The sequence below is a fragment of the Acetobacter garciniae genome (genome assembly GCF_017377735.1).
In the GTDB taxonomy this organism is placed as follows: domain Bacteria; phylum Pseudomonadota; class Alphaproteobacteria; order Acetobacterales; family Acetobacteraceae; genus Acetobacter; species Acetobacter garciniae.
The window spans coordinates 325,772-341,516 of sequence record NZ_JAFVMH010000001.1; the positions used below are offsets into that span (position 1 = coordinate 325,772).

Sequence of the window (15,745 nt, forward strand, 5' to 3'; positions counted from 1 at the left end):
TCGCCCAGATGATTGAATTGTCGGATTTTTCCAGGATTGGTGGAGGGGGTTGGATTCGAACCAACGTAGGCGTACGCCAGCGGATTTACAGTCCGCCCCCTTTAGCCACTCGGGCACCCCTCCATCGTGGTGGGGCAAGACCTATAACCTGCTGAATACGTTGTCAATGGCCTTCGCGACATTCTTTGCAACGCCCTTTGCAGCGCCCGTGGCGGGTATCGAATGCACGGGCACGGGCGTTCGGGGTGCGGGTTTTTGGACCCCGGGGGTGGACAGCCCGGACCGTTCGGGAGAATGCTGCGGCAGTTTGCGGTTTCATGTCAAAAAACAGGAAAAACGATCTTGAGCAAACATCAGACAACCCGGCGCCACACGCCCCGTTCCCTGGTCACACTCCAGACCCCCATTGTGGCGCTGACGGCCTATACCACTCCCATGGCCCGTCTGCTGGACCCGCATTGCGACCTGCTTCTGGTGGGGGATTCGCTGGGCATGGTTGTCTATGGCATGGACTCAACCCTGGCCGTCACGCCGGAAATGATGGCAGCCCACGGCCAGGCGGTGGTGCGGGGCAGCCAGAAGGCCTGTGTCGCGGTGGACCTGCCCTTTGGCAGTTACCAGGAAAGCCCGCAGCAGGCCTTTCGGGTGGCCGCCGATATCATGGCCAGGACCGGGGCGGGGTGCGTCAAGCTTGAAGGCGGGCGTGAAATGGCAGACACCATTGCCTTCCTGGTCCAGCGCGGTATTCCCGTTATCGGGCATATCGGCCTCAAGCCGCAGGCGGTGCATGCGCATGGGGGTTTTCGCACCGTGGGCAGGGGGGCGGAGGCCACCCAGATCATGGAGGACGCCGTGGCTGTGGAACAGGCGGGGGCCTTCGCGGTGGTGATCGAGAGCACGATGGAGCCTGTAGCCCGCGCCATTTCCGAAAAACTGTCCATCCCGACCATCGGCATTGGTGCATCCCCCGCCTGCGGGGGGCAGGTTCTGGTGACGGAGGATATGCTGGGGCTGTTTCCCGATTTCACGCCCCGTTTCGTGCGGCGCTTCGCCAATCTCGGGCAGGAGGTGGACCGGGCCGTTGCCGCCTATGCGCAGGCCGTACGCTCGCACAGCTTTCCCGGGCCCGAGGAATGCGTGGGCCTGACCGAGACACCCTGAATTGCAAGCTTGCCTGTTATGGCCTGTTGCGGCCCGTGCGGATGACACGGGCCGCAGGGCAGTGTGCCCGGCATAGGTCGCCTGAGCCCCCTGTGGTGCGGGCAGCGGGCCGGGGCAGTGGCAGTGGGCACAGGTAGAGGGCAGGGGCCGCTTACTGGTAACGGGCCAGCCACCAGCCATAAGGTGGGGGCAGCAGCGTTTCCGTATTCTTGGCCCGTAGCGCGCGGGATGCTTCAAGCGGCCAGTGCGGATTGGCCAGGAACGGGCGCGCAAGGGTTGCGATGTCCAGGATATTATTGCGGATCAGGGCATCGGCCTGCCGCCCTTCGCTGATATACCATGACGTGCTGACCGGAATGTCCGCCTCCTGCCGCACACGGTGCGCATAGGGCGCCATGAAGGCAGGCCCCCAGGGGATGGTGGCCGCAGGGGTCGAAAACCCGATGCTGACATCGATGAAATCCAGCCCGCCCGCTTTCATTTTACGAACGAGGTCGATGGACTCCACCAGGGTTTCCTCATCCCGGCCGTCAAACTCGATCACGCCGAAACGCACGCTCAGCGGGCGGTTTTCGGGCCAGACAGCGCGCACGGCGGCCAGCGTTTCCAGCAGGAAGCGGCCCCTGTTCTCGGTCGAGCCGCCATAGCTGTCCGTGCGCTGGTTCGAATGCGTGGACCAGAAGCTTTGCGCCAGATACCCATGGGCGAAATGCAGCATCAGCCAGCCAAAGCCCAGGTCGCGTGCCCGTTCGGCGGCCCGCACGTAATCCGCCTTCACGCGGGCGATGTCATCAAGCGTCATGGCCTGGGGTTCACGCGGCAAATTCTCGCCAAAGGCGATGGCGGAGGGGGCTATGGTCTGCCAGCCACGCGGGTCCGTGGCGGGGATATGGTCGTCGCCTTCCCACGGCACGTTGGCGCTGGCCTTGCGCCCGGCATGGGCGATCTGGATACCCGGCACGGCGCCGGCCTTGCGCATGGCGGCAACTATGGGCGCGAAGGCTGCGGCCTGCGTGTCGTTCCACAGGCCCAGGCAGCCGGGCGTTATGCGTCCTTCGGGGGAAACGGCGGTGGCTTCCATCGTGACCAGTCCGGCTCCACCCCGCGCGAGGGAGGCATAATGCACATCATGCCAGTCATTGGGCACGCCATCCTGGGCCATGTACTGGCACATGGGCCCCACGGCAATGCGGTTGCGCAGGGTGACATCCTTGAGCGTGTAAGAATCGAATAAAGCTGGCATGGTCATGTCCTGTTCACGGCGGGCCGTTCCCACCCAATAGTTCGATATTAATCGAACTATTGGGTGGGGCAAGGGGAAAGTTGTAAGGTGTAGGACATGAAGCAATACGATCACCCCGTGGCGGCTGACTTTCAGGTGCTGCATATCCTGCATGCGCTGTCGGACCCGTTCAGGCTTTCCATCGTGCGCAAGCTCGCCCAGGCCCAGCCGCAGCCCTGCGGGCCCTTGCAGGCGGGGCGACCGAAATCCTCGGTTTCGCACCATTTTTCGGTGTTGCGCAAAGCGGGGCTGGTCCGCACGGATGTGGTGGGGGTGACCCATATGAACAGCCTGCGCACCCAGGAACTGGATGCGCGCTTCCCCGGCCTGCTGGCCACGATCCTGGCCGCCCTGGCGCAGGAGGAGGGGAGCGCAGCCCGCCAACCCGGCACGGTGGATGCGTAAAGGGTGCGCCGACAACTGATTGATAAGTAATAAAAGTTTTTGGATGTCGCCTTTTTTCAAAAAGGCGACGTTCTCTGAAGCTTTTTGAAAAAAACTTCACCAAAAACTTTTATAGGTTCACAGGATCTGCTGCCCGCGGGGGTTAACCCAGTGTTTCAGCCGCCATAGCCCTCGGGGTGTGTCTTGCGCCAGGCGAAGGCGGTCTGCACGATCCGGTCGATATCCGTAAATTCCGGTGCCCAGCCGGTGGCCTGCATCAACCGGGTGGGGCTGGCCACCAGGCTTGCGGGGTCGCCCGCCCGGCGCGCGCCACCCTGCCAGGGCACTTCCAGCCCGCTGACACGGCCGACCGCGTCGATAATTTCGCGGTTGGAATTGCCCCGCCCCGTGCCGACATTGAACACCACGCTGCGCTCGTTCAAAAGCGGCAGCACGGCCAGATGCGCGCGCGCCAGATCGCTGACATGGACATAATCGCGAATGCAGGTGCCGTCCGGCGTGGGGTAGTCCTGGCCGAACAGGGTCAGGGCAGGGCGCCTGCCCAGGGCGGCATCGATCACCAGCGGGATCAGGTGGGTTTCGGGCCGGTGGTCTTCTCCCGCGCGCCCGGCGGGGTCGGCCCCGGCGGCGTTGAAATAGCGCAGGCACGCGCTGCGCAGGCCATAAATCCGATCGGCCCAGTGCAGGGCGCGCTCGACCATGTATTTGCTCTCGCCGTAGGGGGAGCCGGGGTCTATGGGCGTGTCTTCGTCAATCGGGCCTTCCCCGGCCGCGCCGAACAGGTTGGCGGTGGAGGAAAACACAAAGCGCTTGATCCCGTGGCGCACGCAGGCATCGATCAGTCCGTAGCCGTACCCGGCATTGGCGCTCATATACAGCATGGGGTGCTGCATGCTTTCGCCCACAAGGGACAGGGCCGCAAAATGCAGGACACCATCCCACGGGCCATGGGCCAGCAGGCTGTCCAGCTTGGGGATATCGGCAATATCACCCAGCACAAAACTGGCGGCTTCGGGCACGGCGGCGCGGTGGCCGGTGCGCAGGTTATCGAATACGACCACCTCATGCCCGTCATCCAGCAGGGCCAGAACAACATGGCTGCCGACATAGCCGGCACCTCCGGTCACGAGAAAACGAGCCATGGTCTTGCCTATCCTTCAGGGTTGGGGTGGTTGGGCCGGGTTGGCGCGATCGGGGCGCTGGCCCGGCATGGGCTTTTCGCTGCGGGTTCAGGGTGTTTTACAAACACCGCCACGGTGGGGCCGGTTCCTCAGAACGGTTTGAGAAGCCGGTCCAGATAGTCCAGTTCCTGTTGCGGGCGGGTGCGGTCGGAATCGCGGCGGCGCAGTTCCTGCTCGATCTCCCGCGCGCGTTGGCGGGTGACGGTATCGGGAATATGGGTGCTGTCATCGGGGGACTGGTCGCTGCCTTCGCCCAGCTTGCGGCCCAGCGGGTCACGCTTGGCCGATGTGGGGTCGTGATCGTCCGCGCCGTCGGACTCGTCGGTCGGCTGGCCGCTGCCGTTTTCACCCTGTTCGCTCCCCCCCGACCCGGATGAGGAATCCTCGGACGGGCTGCCGAAGGACGGCAGGAAGCTGGGCGTGCTGTTCTGGCCGTTCCCCTTCATGGCTTCACGCATCTGCTGCTGGCCCTTGCGCAGGTCTTCAAGCGCTTTTTCTTCCGCCGTGGCGGCAGCGGCGTCATCCCCGTCGGCCAGGGCCTTGCGGGCGTCGCGCATATGGGTGCGGGCGTCGTCATAGGCGGTGGGGGTCTTGCCTGTCAGTGCCTTGAATTCGTTTTGCAGTTCTTCCGTCGCGCGTTCAAGCGCGTGCTGGGTCGCGCGTTCGCCGCGGCGCGCATTGGCCTGTGCCTCGGCCTTGGCGGGGTCGGGCATGGGGGGGGGAGGAGCCGGCGGCGTGTTGGCCTGTTCATTCTCCTGCGGCACCGGCAGGCCAAGCTGGCGCAACAGTTCCGATGTCGGCATGGAGGTGTAGTTCGAGGCCTCGCCATCGCCATCGTCGGCCAGGTCGTTCTGGCGGTGGGCCTGGGCGCGCAGGCGTTCGTCCAGGCGGGACTGGGCGTGGTCGAGCAGGCCGGTCTGGCGCGCGGCAAGGTCGGTGGCCGCAGCCATCTGCTCCTGCGCTTTCTGCTGGGCCAGCATCTGGCGGGCCAGGGCGGCAAGGTCCTGCGGTGTGGCGTTGCGCATGCGCTCGGTGGCGTTTTCCATATCCTGCAGGCGTTTGAGCGCATCTTCCGAATGGCCATTGGCGGCGTCGGACTGCAACTGCTTCATCAGGTTGGAAAACGCCTTGTTCCCGGCGGCGGAAAAGCCCGGCAGGTCGGGAATGGCGGTGTGGTTGCGCAGGGCGGCATCCGCCAGAGCCTGCATCTTGCGGCTGATGGCCTCACGCAGGGCCTGGAGCCTGTTATCCAGCTCCGTTTTGGCGTTCTGGTCCTGTGCGCCGCTGGCCCGCAGCCGGGCCAGTTGCTGCGCCACGGCCGCCTGCGCCGCCCGCACGTCGAGCGATGCCTGGGCGCTGGCTTCATCCCCGTCGCGGCGGTCTTCTATATCCAGCGCCAGGTCCCACAGCATGTTCGTGGCCCCGACCAGGGCCGTGTGCGGGTCGGTCAGGCTGTTGTCCAGCATGGCGATCACGGCGGCCAGGTTGAGGAACATGCCGCTATGGTCGTGGATCGGGCCCGGCGCGTCACCCAGCGCTTCCAGGTCGCTGGCGGTATCGGCGCGGTTTTCCTGCCCCAGGGCAAAGCGCCTGCGCACGTCCAGAATGGCGCGGGCCAGCGGGGAATGAAAGACCCGCGCGCCAAGGCTGAACGTGGCGGGGGTGCTTTCGGCCCGGCGGCCGCTGAGCGATTGCGCGACGATCCTGCCCGTGACCTCCATGCCCGCCCAGGGGTCTTCGGACAGGTCGGGGGTGAGCATGCCCTTGATGGAATGCGGGTGCCCGGCCAGTGTTACGGGCAGGCTGAGCACGCGGGTGTCGGTCATGCCGCGCGCGGGGTGGGCCAGGCGCATCTCGATCGTAAGCGCGGACAGGCCATAGGCATGGCTGGCCTCATACGGCAGGCGCGTGCGCCATTCGCCCTTGGGGGCGCCGGGGTTGGGGCCCCATTTTACACTGGGCTGTGCGTCGGGCAGCACCGTGACCGGCCACAAGGCCAGCGTGCGCCCACGCCCGGCCAGCCGCACCGTGCCGCCATGGGCCAGGGTGGCGTTCAGCCGCCAGCTATGCGCATCGAGCTGCTGCATGCTGCGCTGATCCAGAACCAGCCCGCCGCGTTCGCGCAGCACGGGCGGGGTGGCAATGCCCGAGACAATGGCCGTCAGGCGCGAACCCTGGGGCACCTGCGGCAGGGGCACGGTGCCCGCCGGGGCGGAGGCGCCATCGCCCCCCGTATTCAGGAAAACAGGGGCATCGGGCGTGTAGGCGGGTGTGGTGATCCACGCTTCCACACGGGGCAGGGGCACGTCGGGGTCATCCCGGCCGGGGATGAAGGCTGCCAGAATTCGCCCCGGGGCGGACGATCCGGCCAGCCCGCCGGTTACGAGCAGGGCCGCCAGCAGAGCCGCCCCTGTGGCGCGGGCCAGCCTGCCCCGGGGCAGCAGATGCGGCCAGCCGGTGCGCAGCCTGCCAAGGGATGCCAGAACACGTTGCTGGTGTGCTTGCCATAAAAATGCGGTGCGTGCGTCGGGCGATGGCGCGGGCCGGTCGGCAAGCGTGCTCAGCGGGGCATTGGCCAGGCCCGAGGCCTGCTCGATCCGGCGATCGATGGCGGTGGGGGTGGGGTGGGCAACCTGGCGCAAGCCTGCGCGCAGGCGCCAGCCGCACAGGCCCAGCCAGCCGACAAGCAGGACAAGGCGGGCACTGTCGGGCAGGTGCTGGGGCAGGCGCAGCAGGCCGGCCAGGCAGTAAAGCCCCAGCAGGGCAGCAGGGGGCAGCAGGGCGGGCCACAGATATTCCACGCGCAGGACCAGCCCTGCGCGCTGGCGCATGGCGGCCAGGTGCCGGGCCAGGGCCATGGGGGGGGATGTGGCCTCGCCATCCGGAACGTGGGGCGCTCCGTTCGGTGCGGTCGGGGCGGTCAGGCTATGCTCCGGCCCGCCCATGGTCACGCCTGTTCGGTAGCATGGGTCGGTATGATTTCATCCTGCCATAGCTCCTTCACCGCCTGTCTTGGGCGTATGACTTGCCATGTTCCATCTTCAACGAGAACTTCCGCCGCCAGGGGGCGGCTGTTGTAGGTGGAACTCATGACTGAACCATACGCCCCGGTGTCGAGAATGGCTATACGTTCGCCGCGCGCCAGCGGGGGCAGCAGGCGGTCGCGCGCGAAGGTATCACCACTTTCGCAGACCGGCCCCACCACATGGGTGGCTGCAACGGCCTGGCCCGGCGCATGCGGGGCCAGCGGCACAATGCCGTGCCAGGCATCGTACATGCTGGGCCGCGCCAGGTCGTTCATGGCGGCGTCGGTTATGACGAACGGCACATCCATCCCGGCTTCCTTGCGCAGGATGACAGAACTGAGCAGTACCCCCGCAGGCCCTATGGGCCAGCGCCCGGGCTCAATGGCAAGGCGCACGCCCAGATCCCCCAGTTCGGCCTTGATGGCCCCCGCCAGTGCTTCGGGCTGGCCCTCGGGCTCCGTGCGGTAGGAAATGCCAAGCCCTCCGCCGCAATCCACCGTGCTGACGTCCAGCCCCGCCTGCCGCGCGGCGCGTACCAGTTCGGCCACCCTTGCATAGGCCGCGCGGTAGGGGCCGGTTGTCAGGATCTGGCTGCCGATATGGGTGGAAAAACCCAATGCCTGCACGCCGGGCAGGCTGGAGGCGCGGGCGTACAGACCCAGCGCATTGTCAAAGGGAATGCCGAACTTGTTGGCGGCCAGCCCGGTCGTGATCTTGGCGTGGGTTTTCGCGTCTACATCCGGGTTGACGCGCAGGGTCACGCGTGCGGTCCGACCCATGCGGGTGGCGATGGCGGAAATGATCGCCAGTTCTTCGGCGCTTTCCACGTTGATCTGGCCGATGCCAAGGCCTATGGCCTGCTCAAGCTCCGCATCGGTCTTGCCCACGCCCGAAAACACGATGCGCGCGGGCGCGATCGCTGCCTTTTGCGTGCGCGCCAGTTCCCCACCGCTGACAATATCCGCCCCGTAGCCTTCGCGCCCGATGAGGTCGAGCACGGCCAGGTGGTCATTGGCCTTGACGGCGTAGTGAATGCCAACGTCCAGCCCGGCATCGCGCATGGCGGCCCGCATGCGTGCGAGCCGACGCTTGAGCGTGCCCCCGCCCAGCACCCAGCAGGGCGTGCCCACCGCATCGGCTATGGCGTTCAGCGCCACGCCTTCGAGCATCAGCCCGCAGGTGGCATCCATGCGCAGATGCGGGTGGGTGGCCAGCAGTTCCGCCCCGGTGGGGTCGGGGTCCGTGTAAACAGGTAAATCAGCCATGAGGCGAACGAAGCCTTGGAACAGACACGATGTCGGTGGATTTATCCGGCAGGACCGAAAGCACGGCCGCCAGCACGATTATGGGGCCCCGGCACCGCCACGGCTGACCCTGCCAGGGCCGGGGGATGGGGGCAGCCGGTGCCAAAATGGGCAGGGTGCTGCTTATTCATCCGGCGGGTAGACCCGCCCGTAGGTGATCTTGCTGGCCGGCCCCGGTTCGTGGGGGGAGCCCACCTTGCCGCACGCGGCCAGGGGCAGGAATAAAAACGTGGCCAGCGCCAGGCCGAACATCAGCCGCGCGGTCATGGCCGGGATTCCGCGACGGGTTCGGGGGCTGCCGGAGCCTCGGCCGAAAGGGCATGCAGCCAGCGGCGGGCCTGCGCGCGGACATTATCCGGCGCGGTGCCGCCTTCGCTGGTGCGCGAGGCGATGGAGGCATCGACACTGAGCACGGAATAGATATCCTCGGTAATGCCCGGCTCTTCCGCGCGCATGTCCTCGATGCTCAGTTCCGCCAGGCCGATGTTCTTTTCTTCTGCCCGCGCGACGAGCTTGCCGGTAACATGGTGGGCAGTGCGGAACGGCAGCTTGAGCACGCGCACCAGCCAGTCCGCAATGTCGGTGGCGGTGGAATAGCCCGACCCCGCCAAGGCGCGCATCTGCTGGGTGTTGGCCGTCATGTCGCGCACCATGCCGTCACAGGCTGCAAGGCACAGGGCGGCGGCATCGGTTGCCGCGAACACGGGTTCCTTGTCTTCCTGCATGTCCTTGGCATAGGCCAGCGGCAGGCCCTTCATGACCGTCAGCAGCCCGACCAGGCTGCCGGTCATGCGCCCGGTCTTGGCGCGCACCAGTTCGGCCGCATCCGGGTTGCGCTTTTGCGGCATGATGGACGAACCGGTCGTGAACGCGTCGGACAGGCGGATGAAGGAAAAGGGGGAGGAACACCAGATCACGATTTCCTCTGCCATGCGCGACAGATGCATGGCCATGATCGACAGGGCGGACAGGAATTCCAGCGCGAAATCCCGGTCCGACACGGCGTCGAGCGAATTGGCCGTGGGGCGGTCGAAATGCAGCAGCCCCGCCGTCATGCGCCGGTCGATGGGGAAGGACGTGCCGGCCAGGGCGGCCGAACCCAGCGGGCATTCGTTCAGCCTGCGGCGGGTATCGGCCAGGCGGCCGCGGTCGCGGGCCAGCATTTCCACATAGGCCATCAGGTGGTGGCCGAAGGTCACGGGCTGGGCGGTCTGCAGGTGGGTGAAGCCGGGCATGGGGTCGGCTGCGTGTTCTTCCGCCCGGCGGGCCAGTGCCCGCATGAGGGAGGCCACCTGCCGGTCCAGCCCGTCTATGGCGTCACGCACCCACAGGCGGAAGTCGGTCGCCACCTGGTCGTTGCGCGAACGTGCGGTATGCAGCCGCTTGCCCGCTTCGCCCACCCGTTCGGAAAGCCGGGCTTCGATATTCATGTGGATGTCTTCCAGGGCTTCGGAAAACACGAAGGATCCGCTTTCGATCTCCTGGCCGATATCTGCCAGGCCCTGGCGGATGGCTGCTTCGTCCCCGGCGGAAATAATGCCGACATGGGCCAGCATGGCCGCATGCGCCAGCGAGCCTTCGATATCCTGCTTCCACATGACCTTGTCGAAGCTGATGGATGCGTTGATGGCCTGCATGATTTGTGAAGGACCACCCGCGAAGCGCCCGCCCCACTGCACATTGGCATGGCCCTGCGTGGCCGGTTCCGCGTTGCTCTGGCTGGTCAAAGACATATGTTGGGCTTACCTGTTCGACTGCGTACACATGATGTGCCGGGAATGTGCCGGTTGATACCGCCACGATTTATACCGCTCCGGCGCGAATGCAAAGCACCTAACCCTACCGGGGCCGCGTCTTTGGTGCAAACGGCGCAGCAGTCACGCAATGCCCCGGGCCATTATGTGCAGACCGTGCTGTTCCGCTCCTGATCGGGCGGGACCATGGGGCGGGATCATCAGGCGGGATTATTGGGCAGCATTACGGGGAAAGGAATCACCGGGCAGTATCACCGTATCGCTGCGCGGGGTCCACCACGCGCGGCAGCCCTGCATGCGCGCCCGGGAGCGGGGATGGGCCCGAGCGTATTTTTCTGCTTAATAAGGCAACAGACATTTACGGAGTTTACGAACCATGACGACAGACAAGCTTGCAACCTATGGCGTGATCGATCCGGGCATGAACGTGCTGCTTGAAGTCATCCGGGCCGAAAGCCCGGTTGCCGCCGTACGTCGCCTGGAAGAAAAAATGCGCGGCCCGGAATATGTCGCCGCCCACAGCTATGACGAAGCCAGCGAGGAAGCGCTGGATGGTGCGGACCCCGCCTATCTTGTCTATGCGCTGGATGGCAGCGGACTGGATGCGGAAGCCCTTGGCGGGGAAGACGCGGGCACCGTGCGTGCGCAGGCCGACCTTGCGGCCGTGGTCGTATCCTCGGCCCGCTGAAAGGCCGGGCAGGTGGTGCCGGAGGGGGGCAGGGCAGGGACGAATGACAGCATGCGAAACAGCGCGATCATGACAGGTCGCGAACCGGTCGGCTTGGCCACGGAATCAAGGACCGCAAAAGCCGTAGAAAGCTTTGCCGTATACGGGCGCGATACGGGTGGTCCGTTCGTGCTGGTCAGCGACCATGCGGGGCAGGCAATCCCCGCCGAACTGGGCGATCTGGGTGTGTGTGCGACCGAGCGCGCACGCCATATCGGCTGGGATATCGGGATCGATGGCGTGGGCCGCCGCCTTGCGGATGCCCTGCCGGCGGTGCTGATCGAACAGGTCTATTCCCGGCTGGTGATCGACTGTAACCGTGCCCCCGGCCACCCGACCTCCATCGTGCGTGAAAGCGATGGCACGCCGGTTCCCGGTAACCAGGGCCTGTGCGCGCAGGATATCGCCTGGCGCGAACAGGTTATTCTGCACCCCTATCACGATCGTATCCGCCGCGAACTGAGCGCGCGCGCAAGCCGGAACCGGCCCACGGTCGTGGTCGCCCTGCACAGCTTCACCCCGGTCATGCGGGGCAAGGCGCGGCCCTGGCATGCGGGTGTGCTGCATAACAAGGATTCGCGGCTGGCCCATATCATGCTCGACCTGCTGCGGCATGAAGGGCTGACAGTAGGCGATAACGAACCCTACGCCCTGACCGATACGTCGGATTACACAATTCCCGTACATGGCGAACAGCGCGCCTTGCCTTATATCGAACTGGAAATCCGCCAGGATCTGATCGCCCAGCCCGAAGGGCAGGCTGCCTGGGCCGAACGCCTGGCCCGCCTGCTGCCCCAGGCATGGCGCGCATTCTGCGACCGGTATGGAGAAGACACGCCATGACAGCGCGCACCCCATCCGCCCGGGACGGCGGGCAGATGCCCCGCACAGGCGCGGGCGAGGCAACGCACCAGCCCGCTACCGCTGCCTCCGGCAACACCGTGGACAACGCCGCTGCGGGCCAGATCATTACCGGCAAGGCCCGGCTTGCAGGCGTACTGGGCTGGCCGGTCAGCCATTCCCGCTCTCCCGTGCTGCATAATTACTGGCTGCGCCGTTACGGGGTGGACGGGGTCTATGTGCCCCTACCCGTGCAGCCGGGTGCGTTCGAAGTTGCGGTGCGGGGCTTGCAGGCGGCGGGTTTCAGGGGGGCGAATGTCACCATCCCGCACAAGGAAGCAGCCTTCAGGCTGGCCGATATACTGGACGACTCCGCTACGCAGGCGGGGGCCGTGAATACGCTGATCTTTCAGGACGACGGAAAAATTCGTGGTCTTTCAACCGACGGCGCCGGTTTTGTCGCGAGCCTTCAGGCCGAAGGGCACACCATAAGACCCGGCGCGCAGGTGCTGGTGCTGGGGGCAGGCGGGGCTGCGCGTTCGGTGGCGGCGGCATTGCTCGGCCAGGGCATGGGGGTTCATGTCAGCAACCGCACCGCCGCCCGGGCAAAGGAACTGGCCAGCGCCCTGCCGGGCCTTGGCGTGGTAGCCTGGGATGAATGGGAAAACCGACTTGGCGCTTACAGCCTGCTGGTGAATACGACCTCGCTGGGTATGGCAGGCGGGCCGGACCCGCAGTTCCGCCCCCGTCTCGACTGTGCAAATGCGGGGCTGGTGGTGGCCGATATCGTCTATGTGCCGATGGTGACACCCCTCCTGGCCGAAGCGCGGCAATGCGGGCTGCAAACGGTTGGCGGGCTTGGCATGCTGCTGCACCAGGCCCGGCTGGGCTTTACGGAATGGTTCGGTGTGGAACCGCAGGTGGACGACGCCACCCAGGCCTATGTGCTGGCCAGCCTGCGGGGCTGAACGTCTGGCCTAGCCGGGCAGTATGCCCGGTTCCAGAATGTTGAGAATATCCTGCACCGTGCGCAGCAGCGCGCGGTCCCTGTGGCGGGGGGCTGAAAGCATCATGCCCATCGGCAAGGCGTGTTGCCCGGCCTCTACCGGAAAGGACAGCGATGGCAGGCCCGCCATGCTGTCGGGGCGTGTGAAACGGCTATAGGCAGGAAATATCGGCAGCGTTTCTCCTTGTGGGGTGAGCACGTCGGTCTGTTCCACAAGGGGTGGCAGAAACGGCGTGGTTGGTGTCAGCAGGAAGGAAACATCCGCGAATATTGCGCGAAAACCCGCCCGCAGCGCGGGCAGGCCGATCCCCATGGCCTGTGCGTAATCCCCCGGTGCGTCCAGCGCGTATTGCGCGCAGCCTTTCAGCACCTCGGCCACATCGGGGCTGGCCGTAGCTTCGACCAGGGCGTCGAATGTGCTGTCCCGCAGGGTCGCGCTGGCGGCGCAAAGGGCGTGGTATGTCTCATGCGCGGCAATTGTCATGCCGCATTGCGCGTCAAGCCGGGCGATGGGGTCCAGGCTGACGGGTTTCAGGTAATGGCCTGAGCGCGTCAGCACATCGCATAGCCGGCGATAGGCGGCCGCAATGTGCGGGTCCAGCGTATCGAGTGCTGCTGCTTCCATAACACCGATAACAGCGCCCGATTGCTGCGGGGGGCGGCTGGTCTCCCCGCTCAGCAATGTGTCGGCCCAGATGATCCAGCGTAAATCACGCGCCATCAGCCCGATCGTGTCGCGGCTGGGGGAAAGATGCACCACGCCGTCGGCCGGGTATCTGCCGGTCGTTGGGCGGAAGCCGATCACGCCGCAATGGGCCGCGGGGATACGCGCGGAACCACCGGTACCCGTCACCACAGAAAGATCGCCCAGCCCCACGGCCAGTGCGGCGGCGGACCCGCCACTGGACCCACCGGCCACGCGGGTCGCGCAGAACGGGTTGAGGATGGGACCGCTCCAGGCATTGACGCCGGTAATGCCCAGGGCCAGTTCGTGCAATGTGGTTCGAATGGCCGGATTGGCGCCCGCCGCCCGCAGCAGCCTGATGGCGGTTGCATCCGCGCCTGCCACGACATCGGCAAAAAACGGCGAACCGGCGGTCAGCGGCATGCCGGCCGTGGCGATATTGTCCTTGACCAGAACAAGGGGGCCAGCTTGTTCCGCAAGGTCCGGCGTGTTCACGCTGGCAATGGCGTTCAGGGCCTTCGCCCGTTCGAGAGTGGAGCTATGGCACTGGTTCACGCGATCACTTTTCTATTTCTGGTCTTGGCGAGGGTTCCGGATCATTGGTGCGAAAACGCAATGATCGTCAATCCTTTTTCAGGACCGCAAGAATACCGGCTTTCGGAATGGCGGATTTGTGAGGGGTGTCAAGTTTTGATGGCGGCCTGTGCCGGCGCACGGTATCCCCCACGGATCGTTGGCACGGATCGTTGGCACGGATCGGGCGGGCGGGGTTTGGGCAGGCGGTCGAGGCATGCGAACCAGACAGGCGTGGCCCGGGCGGGTATGATAAAGATCGGTCGTGATAAGACTGGCTTGAAGAAACCGGTTCGTCAAAAGCGCCGGATTGACGTGAACCGCCTGGAGGGGGGCTGGCATGAAGATACTGGGCCTGACAGGCGGCATGGGCATGGGCAAGAGCACTGTGGCGGCCATGCTCGAACGCGCGGGCATGCCGGTTTTCGATGCCGATGCCCAGGTGCGCCGCCTCCAGTCCGAACCGGGGCCGGTGCTTTCGGCCATGGCCAGGCTGGTGCCCGACGCCATGATCGGGGGCAAGCTGGACCGCGCGGCCCTGCGCCGGGCCGTCATGGCGCGCCCGCAGTTGCTGGCGCGGCTGGAAGCCATTATCCACCCTCAGGTACGTGCGGCCCGCGCGCGGTTTCTGGCCCGCCACCGCAGGCGGGGCACGCGGTGGGTGGTGCTGGATATTCCCCTTCTGTTTGAAACGGGGGGGGACCGGCTGTGCGACCATGTTCTGGTGGTCTCTGCCCCGCGCTGGGTGCAGGCCCGCAGGGTTGCGGCCCGCCGGGGCATGACCCCGGCTGAAGCCCGCAAGCTGATGGCCAGGCAGATGCCCGATGCCCGCAGGCGCCTGCGGGCCGATACAATCCTGCGCACGGGCCGCGCGCTGGGGGATACAAAACGGCAGGTGCGCCAGTTTGTCCGTAAACGCTTTGCCAGGAGACAGGCATGAAACGCTCGATTCTGTTCGATACGGAAACAACCGGCCTGGACCCCGCGACCGGCGATCGGGTAATTGAAATCGCGGCCCTGGAACTGGTGGGCGACCTGCCCACGGGGCGGCATTTCCATGTGCTGATCGACCCCGAACGCGACGTGCCGGAAGAGGCAAGCCGCGTGCATGGCTTTACGCTGGCCGACCTGCAGGGCAAGCCGAAATTTGCCGAGGTGGCGGCCGATTTCCTGGAATTTGTCGGCACCGATCCGCTGATAGCCCATAACGCGCGCTTCGATTTCGGCTTCATGAACGCGGAACTGGCCCGCGCGGGCTATCCCACGCTGGATATGAGCCGCATGGTCGATACGCTGGACATGGCGCGCGAACGCTTTGCGGGCATGCCCAACAGCCTGGACGCGCTATGTCGGCGCTTTGGCATCGACCTTTCGGCCCGCACGACCCACAACGCCCTGCTGGACTGCAAGCTGCTGGCCGAGGTGTATATCGAACTCATGGGCGGGCGGCAGCACGGGCTGGGGCTGGTGGCCGAGGGCGGCCAGGCGCCCACCGTCATATACGACGCCCCGCTTGAACGCCGGATGATCCGTATCAGGCCCACGGAACACGAACTGGCCCAGCACACGGCCTTTGTTGAAAAATTGAAAGATCCGCTCTGGAATGCGTGACTTTTCCAACGCAGCCGGGTGTCGCACAACCGGTGCCTGAAAGGGCTTTGCAGAGTGTGACGCCTGTGCCATGGTCGAAGGGCCAGAAGAAAAAAGCGCCTGTGCTGCCGGGCCGTTCGCCTCGATATTCATTGTAGATGCCCAGGGTGCTGCCATGCCGCCGGGACCGGGGATGAAAAAGGGGCCGCCC

At 65.7% G+C, this 15,745-nt stretch carries 14 protein-coding genes and 1 tRNA gene; 7 read left to right on the forward strand and 8 right to left on the reverse strand.

Annotated elements, in window-relative coordinates; translation table 11 throughout:
• Positions 1 to 37: 37 nt before the first annotated feature.
• Positions 38 to 123 (reverse strand) — tRNA-Tyr (locus J2D77_RS01460).
• Positions 124 to 342: 219 nt separating this feature from the next.
• Here J2D77_RS01460 and panB point away from each other — a divergent pair.
• Positions 343 to 1,161 (forward strand): 3-methyl-2-oxobutanoate hydroxymethyltransferase, encoded by an 819-nt coding sequence (gene panB / locus J2D77_RS01465; RefSeq protein ID WP_207844385.1) that lies wholly within the window; start codon positions 343 to 345, stop codon positions 1,159 to 1,161.
• A 151-nt stretch (positions 1,162 to 1,312) separates the two neighbouring features.
• Here panB and J2D77_RS01470 read toward each other — a convergent pair whose 3' ends face one another.
• A complete protein-coding gene (locus J2D77_RS01470) occupies positions 1,313 to 2,404 on the reverse strand; it encodes an NADH:flavin oxidoreductase/NADH oxidase (RefSeq protein WP_207844387.1) in 1,092 nt (363 codons plus the stop codon).
• Between the two features lie 96 nt (positions 2,405 to 2,500).
• On the opposite strand from J2D77_RS01470, the gene J2D77_RS01475 reads away from it, so the two are divergent.
• The gene (locus tag J2D77_RS01475; protein ID WP_207844389.1) at positions 2,501 to 2,848 is read left to right on the forward strand and encodes an ArsR/SmtB family transcription factor; all 348 of its coding nucleotides are present in this window, start codon (positions 2,501 to 2,503) and stop codon (positions 2,846 to 2,848) included.
• Positions 2,849 to 3,003: 155 nt separating this feature from the next.
• On the opposite strand, the gene galE is transcribed toward J2D77_RS01475, so the two are convergent.
• The 5 genes from galE to argH form a co-directional block, all read right to left on the reverse strand.
• Positions 3,004 to 3,990: a UDP-glucose 4-epimerase GalE gene (gene galE, locus J2D77_RS01480; RefSeq protein WP_207844391.1), complete on the reverse strand. Its 987-nt coding sequence runs from the start codon at positions 3,988 to 3,990 to the stop codon at positions 3,004 to 3,006.
• A 128-nt stretch (positions 3,991 to 4,118) separates the two neighbouring features.
• Positions 4,119 to 6,980: a DUF4175 domain-containing protein gene (locus J2D77_RS01485; RefSeq protein ID WP_407927062.1), complete on the reverse strand. Its 2,862-nt coding sequence runs from the start codon at positions 6,978 to 6,980 to the stop codon at positions 4,119 to 4,121.
• The gene (gene lysA, locus J2D77_RS01490; protein WP_207844394.1) at positions 6,977 to 8,320 is read right to left on the reverse strand and encodes a diaminopimelate decarboxylase; all 1,344 of its coding nucleotides are present in this window, start codon (positions 8,318 to 8,320) and stop codon (positions 6,977 to 6,979) included. Before lysA ends, J2D77_RS01485 begins: the two co-directional genes overlap by 4 nt.
• Positions 8,321 to 8,482: 162 nt before the next feature.
• On the reverse strand, positions 8,483 to 8,626 hold the full coding sequence (locus tag J2D77_RS01495; RefSeq protein ID WP_207844395.1) for a hypothetical protein: 144 nt from the start codon (positions 8,624 to 8,626) through the stop codon (positions 8,483 to 8,485).
• Positions 8,623 to 10,092, reverse strand: coding sequence for an argininosuccinate lyase (gene argH, locus J2D77_RS01500; protein ID WP_207844397.1), 1,470 nt, complete (start codon positions 10,090 to 10,092; stop codon positions 8,623 to 8,625). Before argH ends, J2D77_RS01495 begins: the two co-directional genes overlap by 4 nt.
• Positions 10,093 to 10,489: 397 nt before the next feature.
• Between argH and J2D77_RS01505 the strand changes: the two genes are divergently transcribed.
• The 3 genes from J2D77_RS01505 to J2D77_RS01515 all read left to right on the forward strand — a co-directional run bounded on the left by J2D77_RS01505 (position 10,490) and on the right by J2D77_RS01515 (position 12,648).
• Positions 10,490 to 10,801, forward strand: coding sequence for a hypothetical protein (locus J2D77_RS01505; RefSeq protein WP_207844399.1), 312 nt, complete (start codon positions 10,490 to 10,492; stop codon positions 10,799 to 10,801).
• Positions 10,802 to 10,870: 69 nt separating this feature from the next.
• Positions 10,871 to 11,683, forward strand: a complete 813-nt coding sequence (locus tag J2D77_RS01510; RefSeq protein ID WP_230975392.1) for an N-formylglutamate amidohydrolase — start codon at positions 10,871 to 10,873, stop codon at positions 11,681 to 11,683.
• Positions 11,680 to 12,648 (forward strand): shikimate dehydrogenase, encoded by a 969-nt coding sequence (locus tag J2D77_RS01515; RefSeq protein ID WP_230975393.1) that lies wholly within the window; start codon positions 11,680 to 11,682, stop codon positions 12,646 to 12,648. Before J2D77_RS01510 ends, J2D77_RS01515 begins: the two co-directional genes overlap by 4 nt.
• A 9-nt stretch (positions 12,649 to 12,657) precedes the next feature.
• On the opposite strand, the gene J2D77_RS01520 is transcribed toward J2D77_RS01515, so the two are convergent.
• On the reverse strand, positions 12,658 to 13,926 hold the full coding sequence (locus J2D77_RS01520) for an amidase family protein (protein WP_207844403.1): 1,269 nt from the start codon (positions 13,924 to 13,926) through the stop codon (positions 12,658 to 12,660).
• A gap of 358 nt (positions 13,927 to 14,284) precedes the next feature.
• Here J2D77_RS01520 and coaE point away from each other — a divergent pair, with 358 nt between their 5' ends.
• Positions 14,285 to 14,884: a dephospho-CoA kinase gene (gene coaE, locus J2D77_RS01525; protein ID WP_207844405.1), complete on the forward strand. Its 600-nt coding sequence runs from the start codon at positions 14,285 to 14,287 to the stop codon at positions 14,882 to 14,884.
• Positions 14,881 to 15,555: a DNA polymerase III subunit epsilon gene (dnaQ, locus tag J2D77_RS01530; protein ID WP_207844407.1), complete on the forward strand. Its 675-nt coding sequence runs from the start codon at positions 14,881 to 14,883 to the stop codon at positions 15,553 to 15,555. The genes coaE and dnaQ overlap by 4 nt, the downstream gene beginning before the upstream one ends.
• Positions 15,556 to 15,745: the final 190 nt, after the last annotated feature.

Bases quoted from the DNA above. Each gene is read 5' to 3' on its own strand.
- J2D77_RS01470 (WP_207844387.1), bottom strand. From the start codon at position 2,404: ATGCCAGCTTTATTCGATTCTTACACGCTCAAGGATGTCACCCTGCGC.
- J2D77_RS01475 (WP_207844389.1), top strand. From the start codon at position 2,501: ATGAAGCAATACGATCACCCCGTGGCGGCTGACTTTCAGGTGCTGCAT.
- galE (WP_207844391.1), bottom strand. From the start codon at position 3,990: ATGGCTCGTTTTCTCGTGACCGGAGGTGCCGGCTATGTCGGCAGCCAT.
- lysA (WP_207844394.1), bottom strand. From the start codon at position 8,320: ATGGCTGATTTACCTGTTTACACGGACCCCGACCCCACCGGGGCGGAA.
- J2D77_RS01495 (WP_207844395.1), bottom strand. From the start codon at position 8,626: ATGACCGCGCGGCTGATGTTCGGCCTGGCGCTGGCCACGTTTTTATTC.
- argH (WP_207844397.1), bottom strand. From the start codon at position 10,092: ATGTCTTTGACCAGCCAGAGCAACGCGGAACCGGCCACGCAGGGCCAT.
- J2D77_RS01505 (WP_207844399.1), top strand. From the start codon at position 10,490: ATGACGACAGACAAGCTTGCAACCTATGGCGTGATCGATCCGGGCATG.
- J2D77_RS01510 (WP_230975392.1), top strand. From the start codon at position 10,871: ATGACAGGTCGCGAACCGGTCGGCTTGGCCACGGAATCAAGGACCGCA.
- J2D77_RS01515 (WP_230975393.1), top strand. From the start codon at position 11,680: ATGACAGCGCGCACCCCATCCGCCCGGGACGGCGGGCAGATGCCCCGC.
- coaE (WP_207844405.1), top strand. From the start codon at position 14,285: ATGAAGATACTGGGCCTGACAGGCGGCATGGGCATGGGCAAGAGCACT.
- dnaQ (WP_207844407.1), top strand. From the start codon at position 14,881: ATGAAACGCTCGATTCTGTTCGATACGGAAACAACCGGCCTGGACCCC.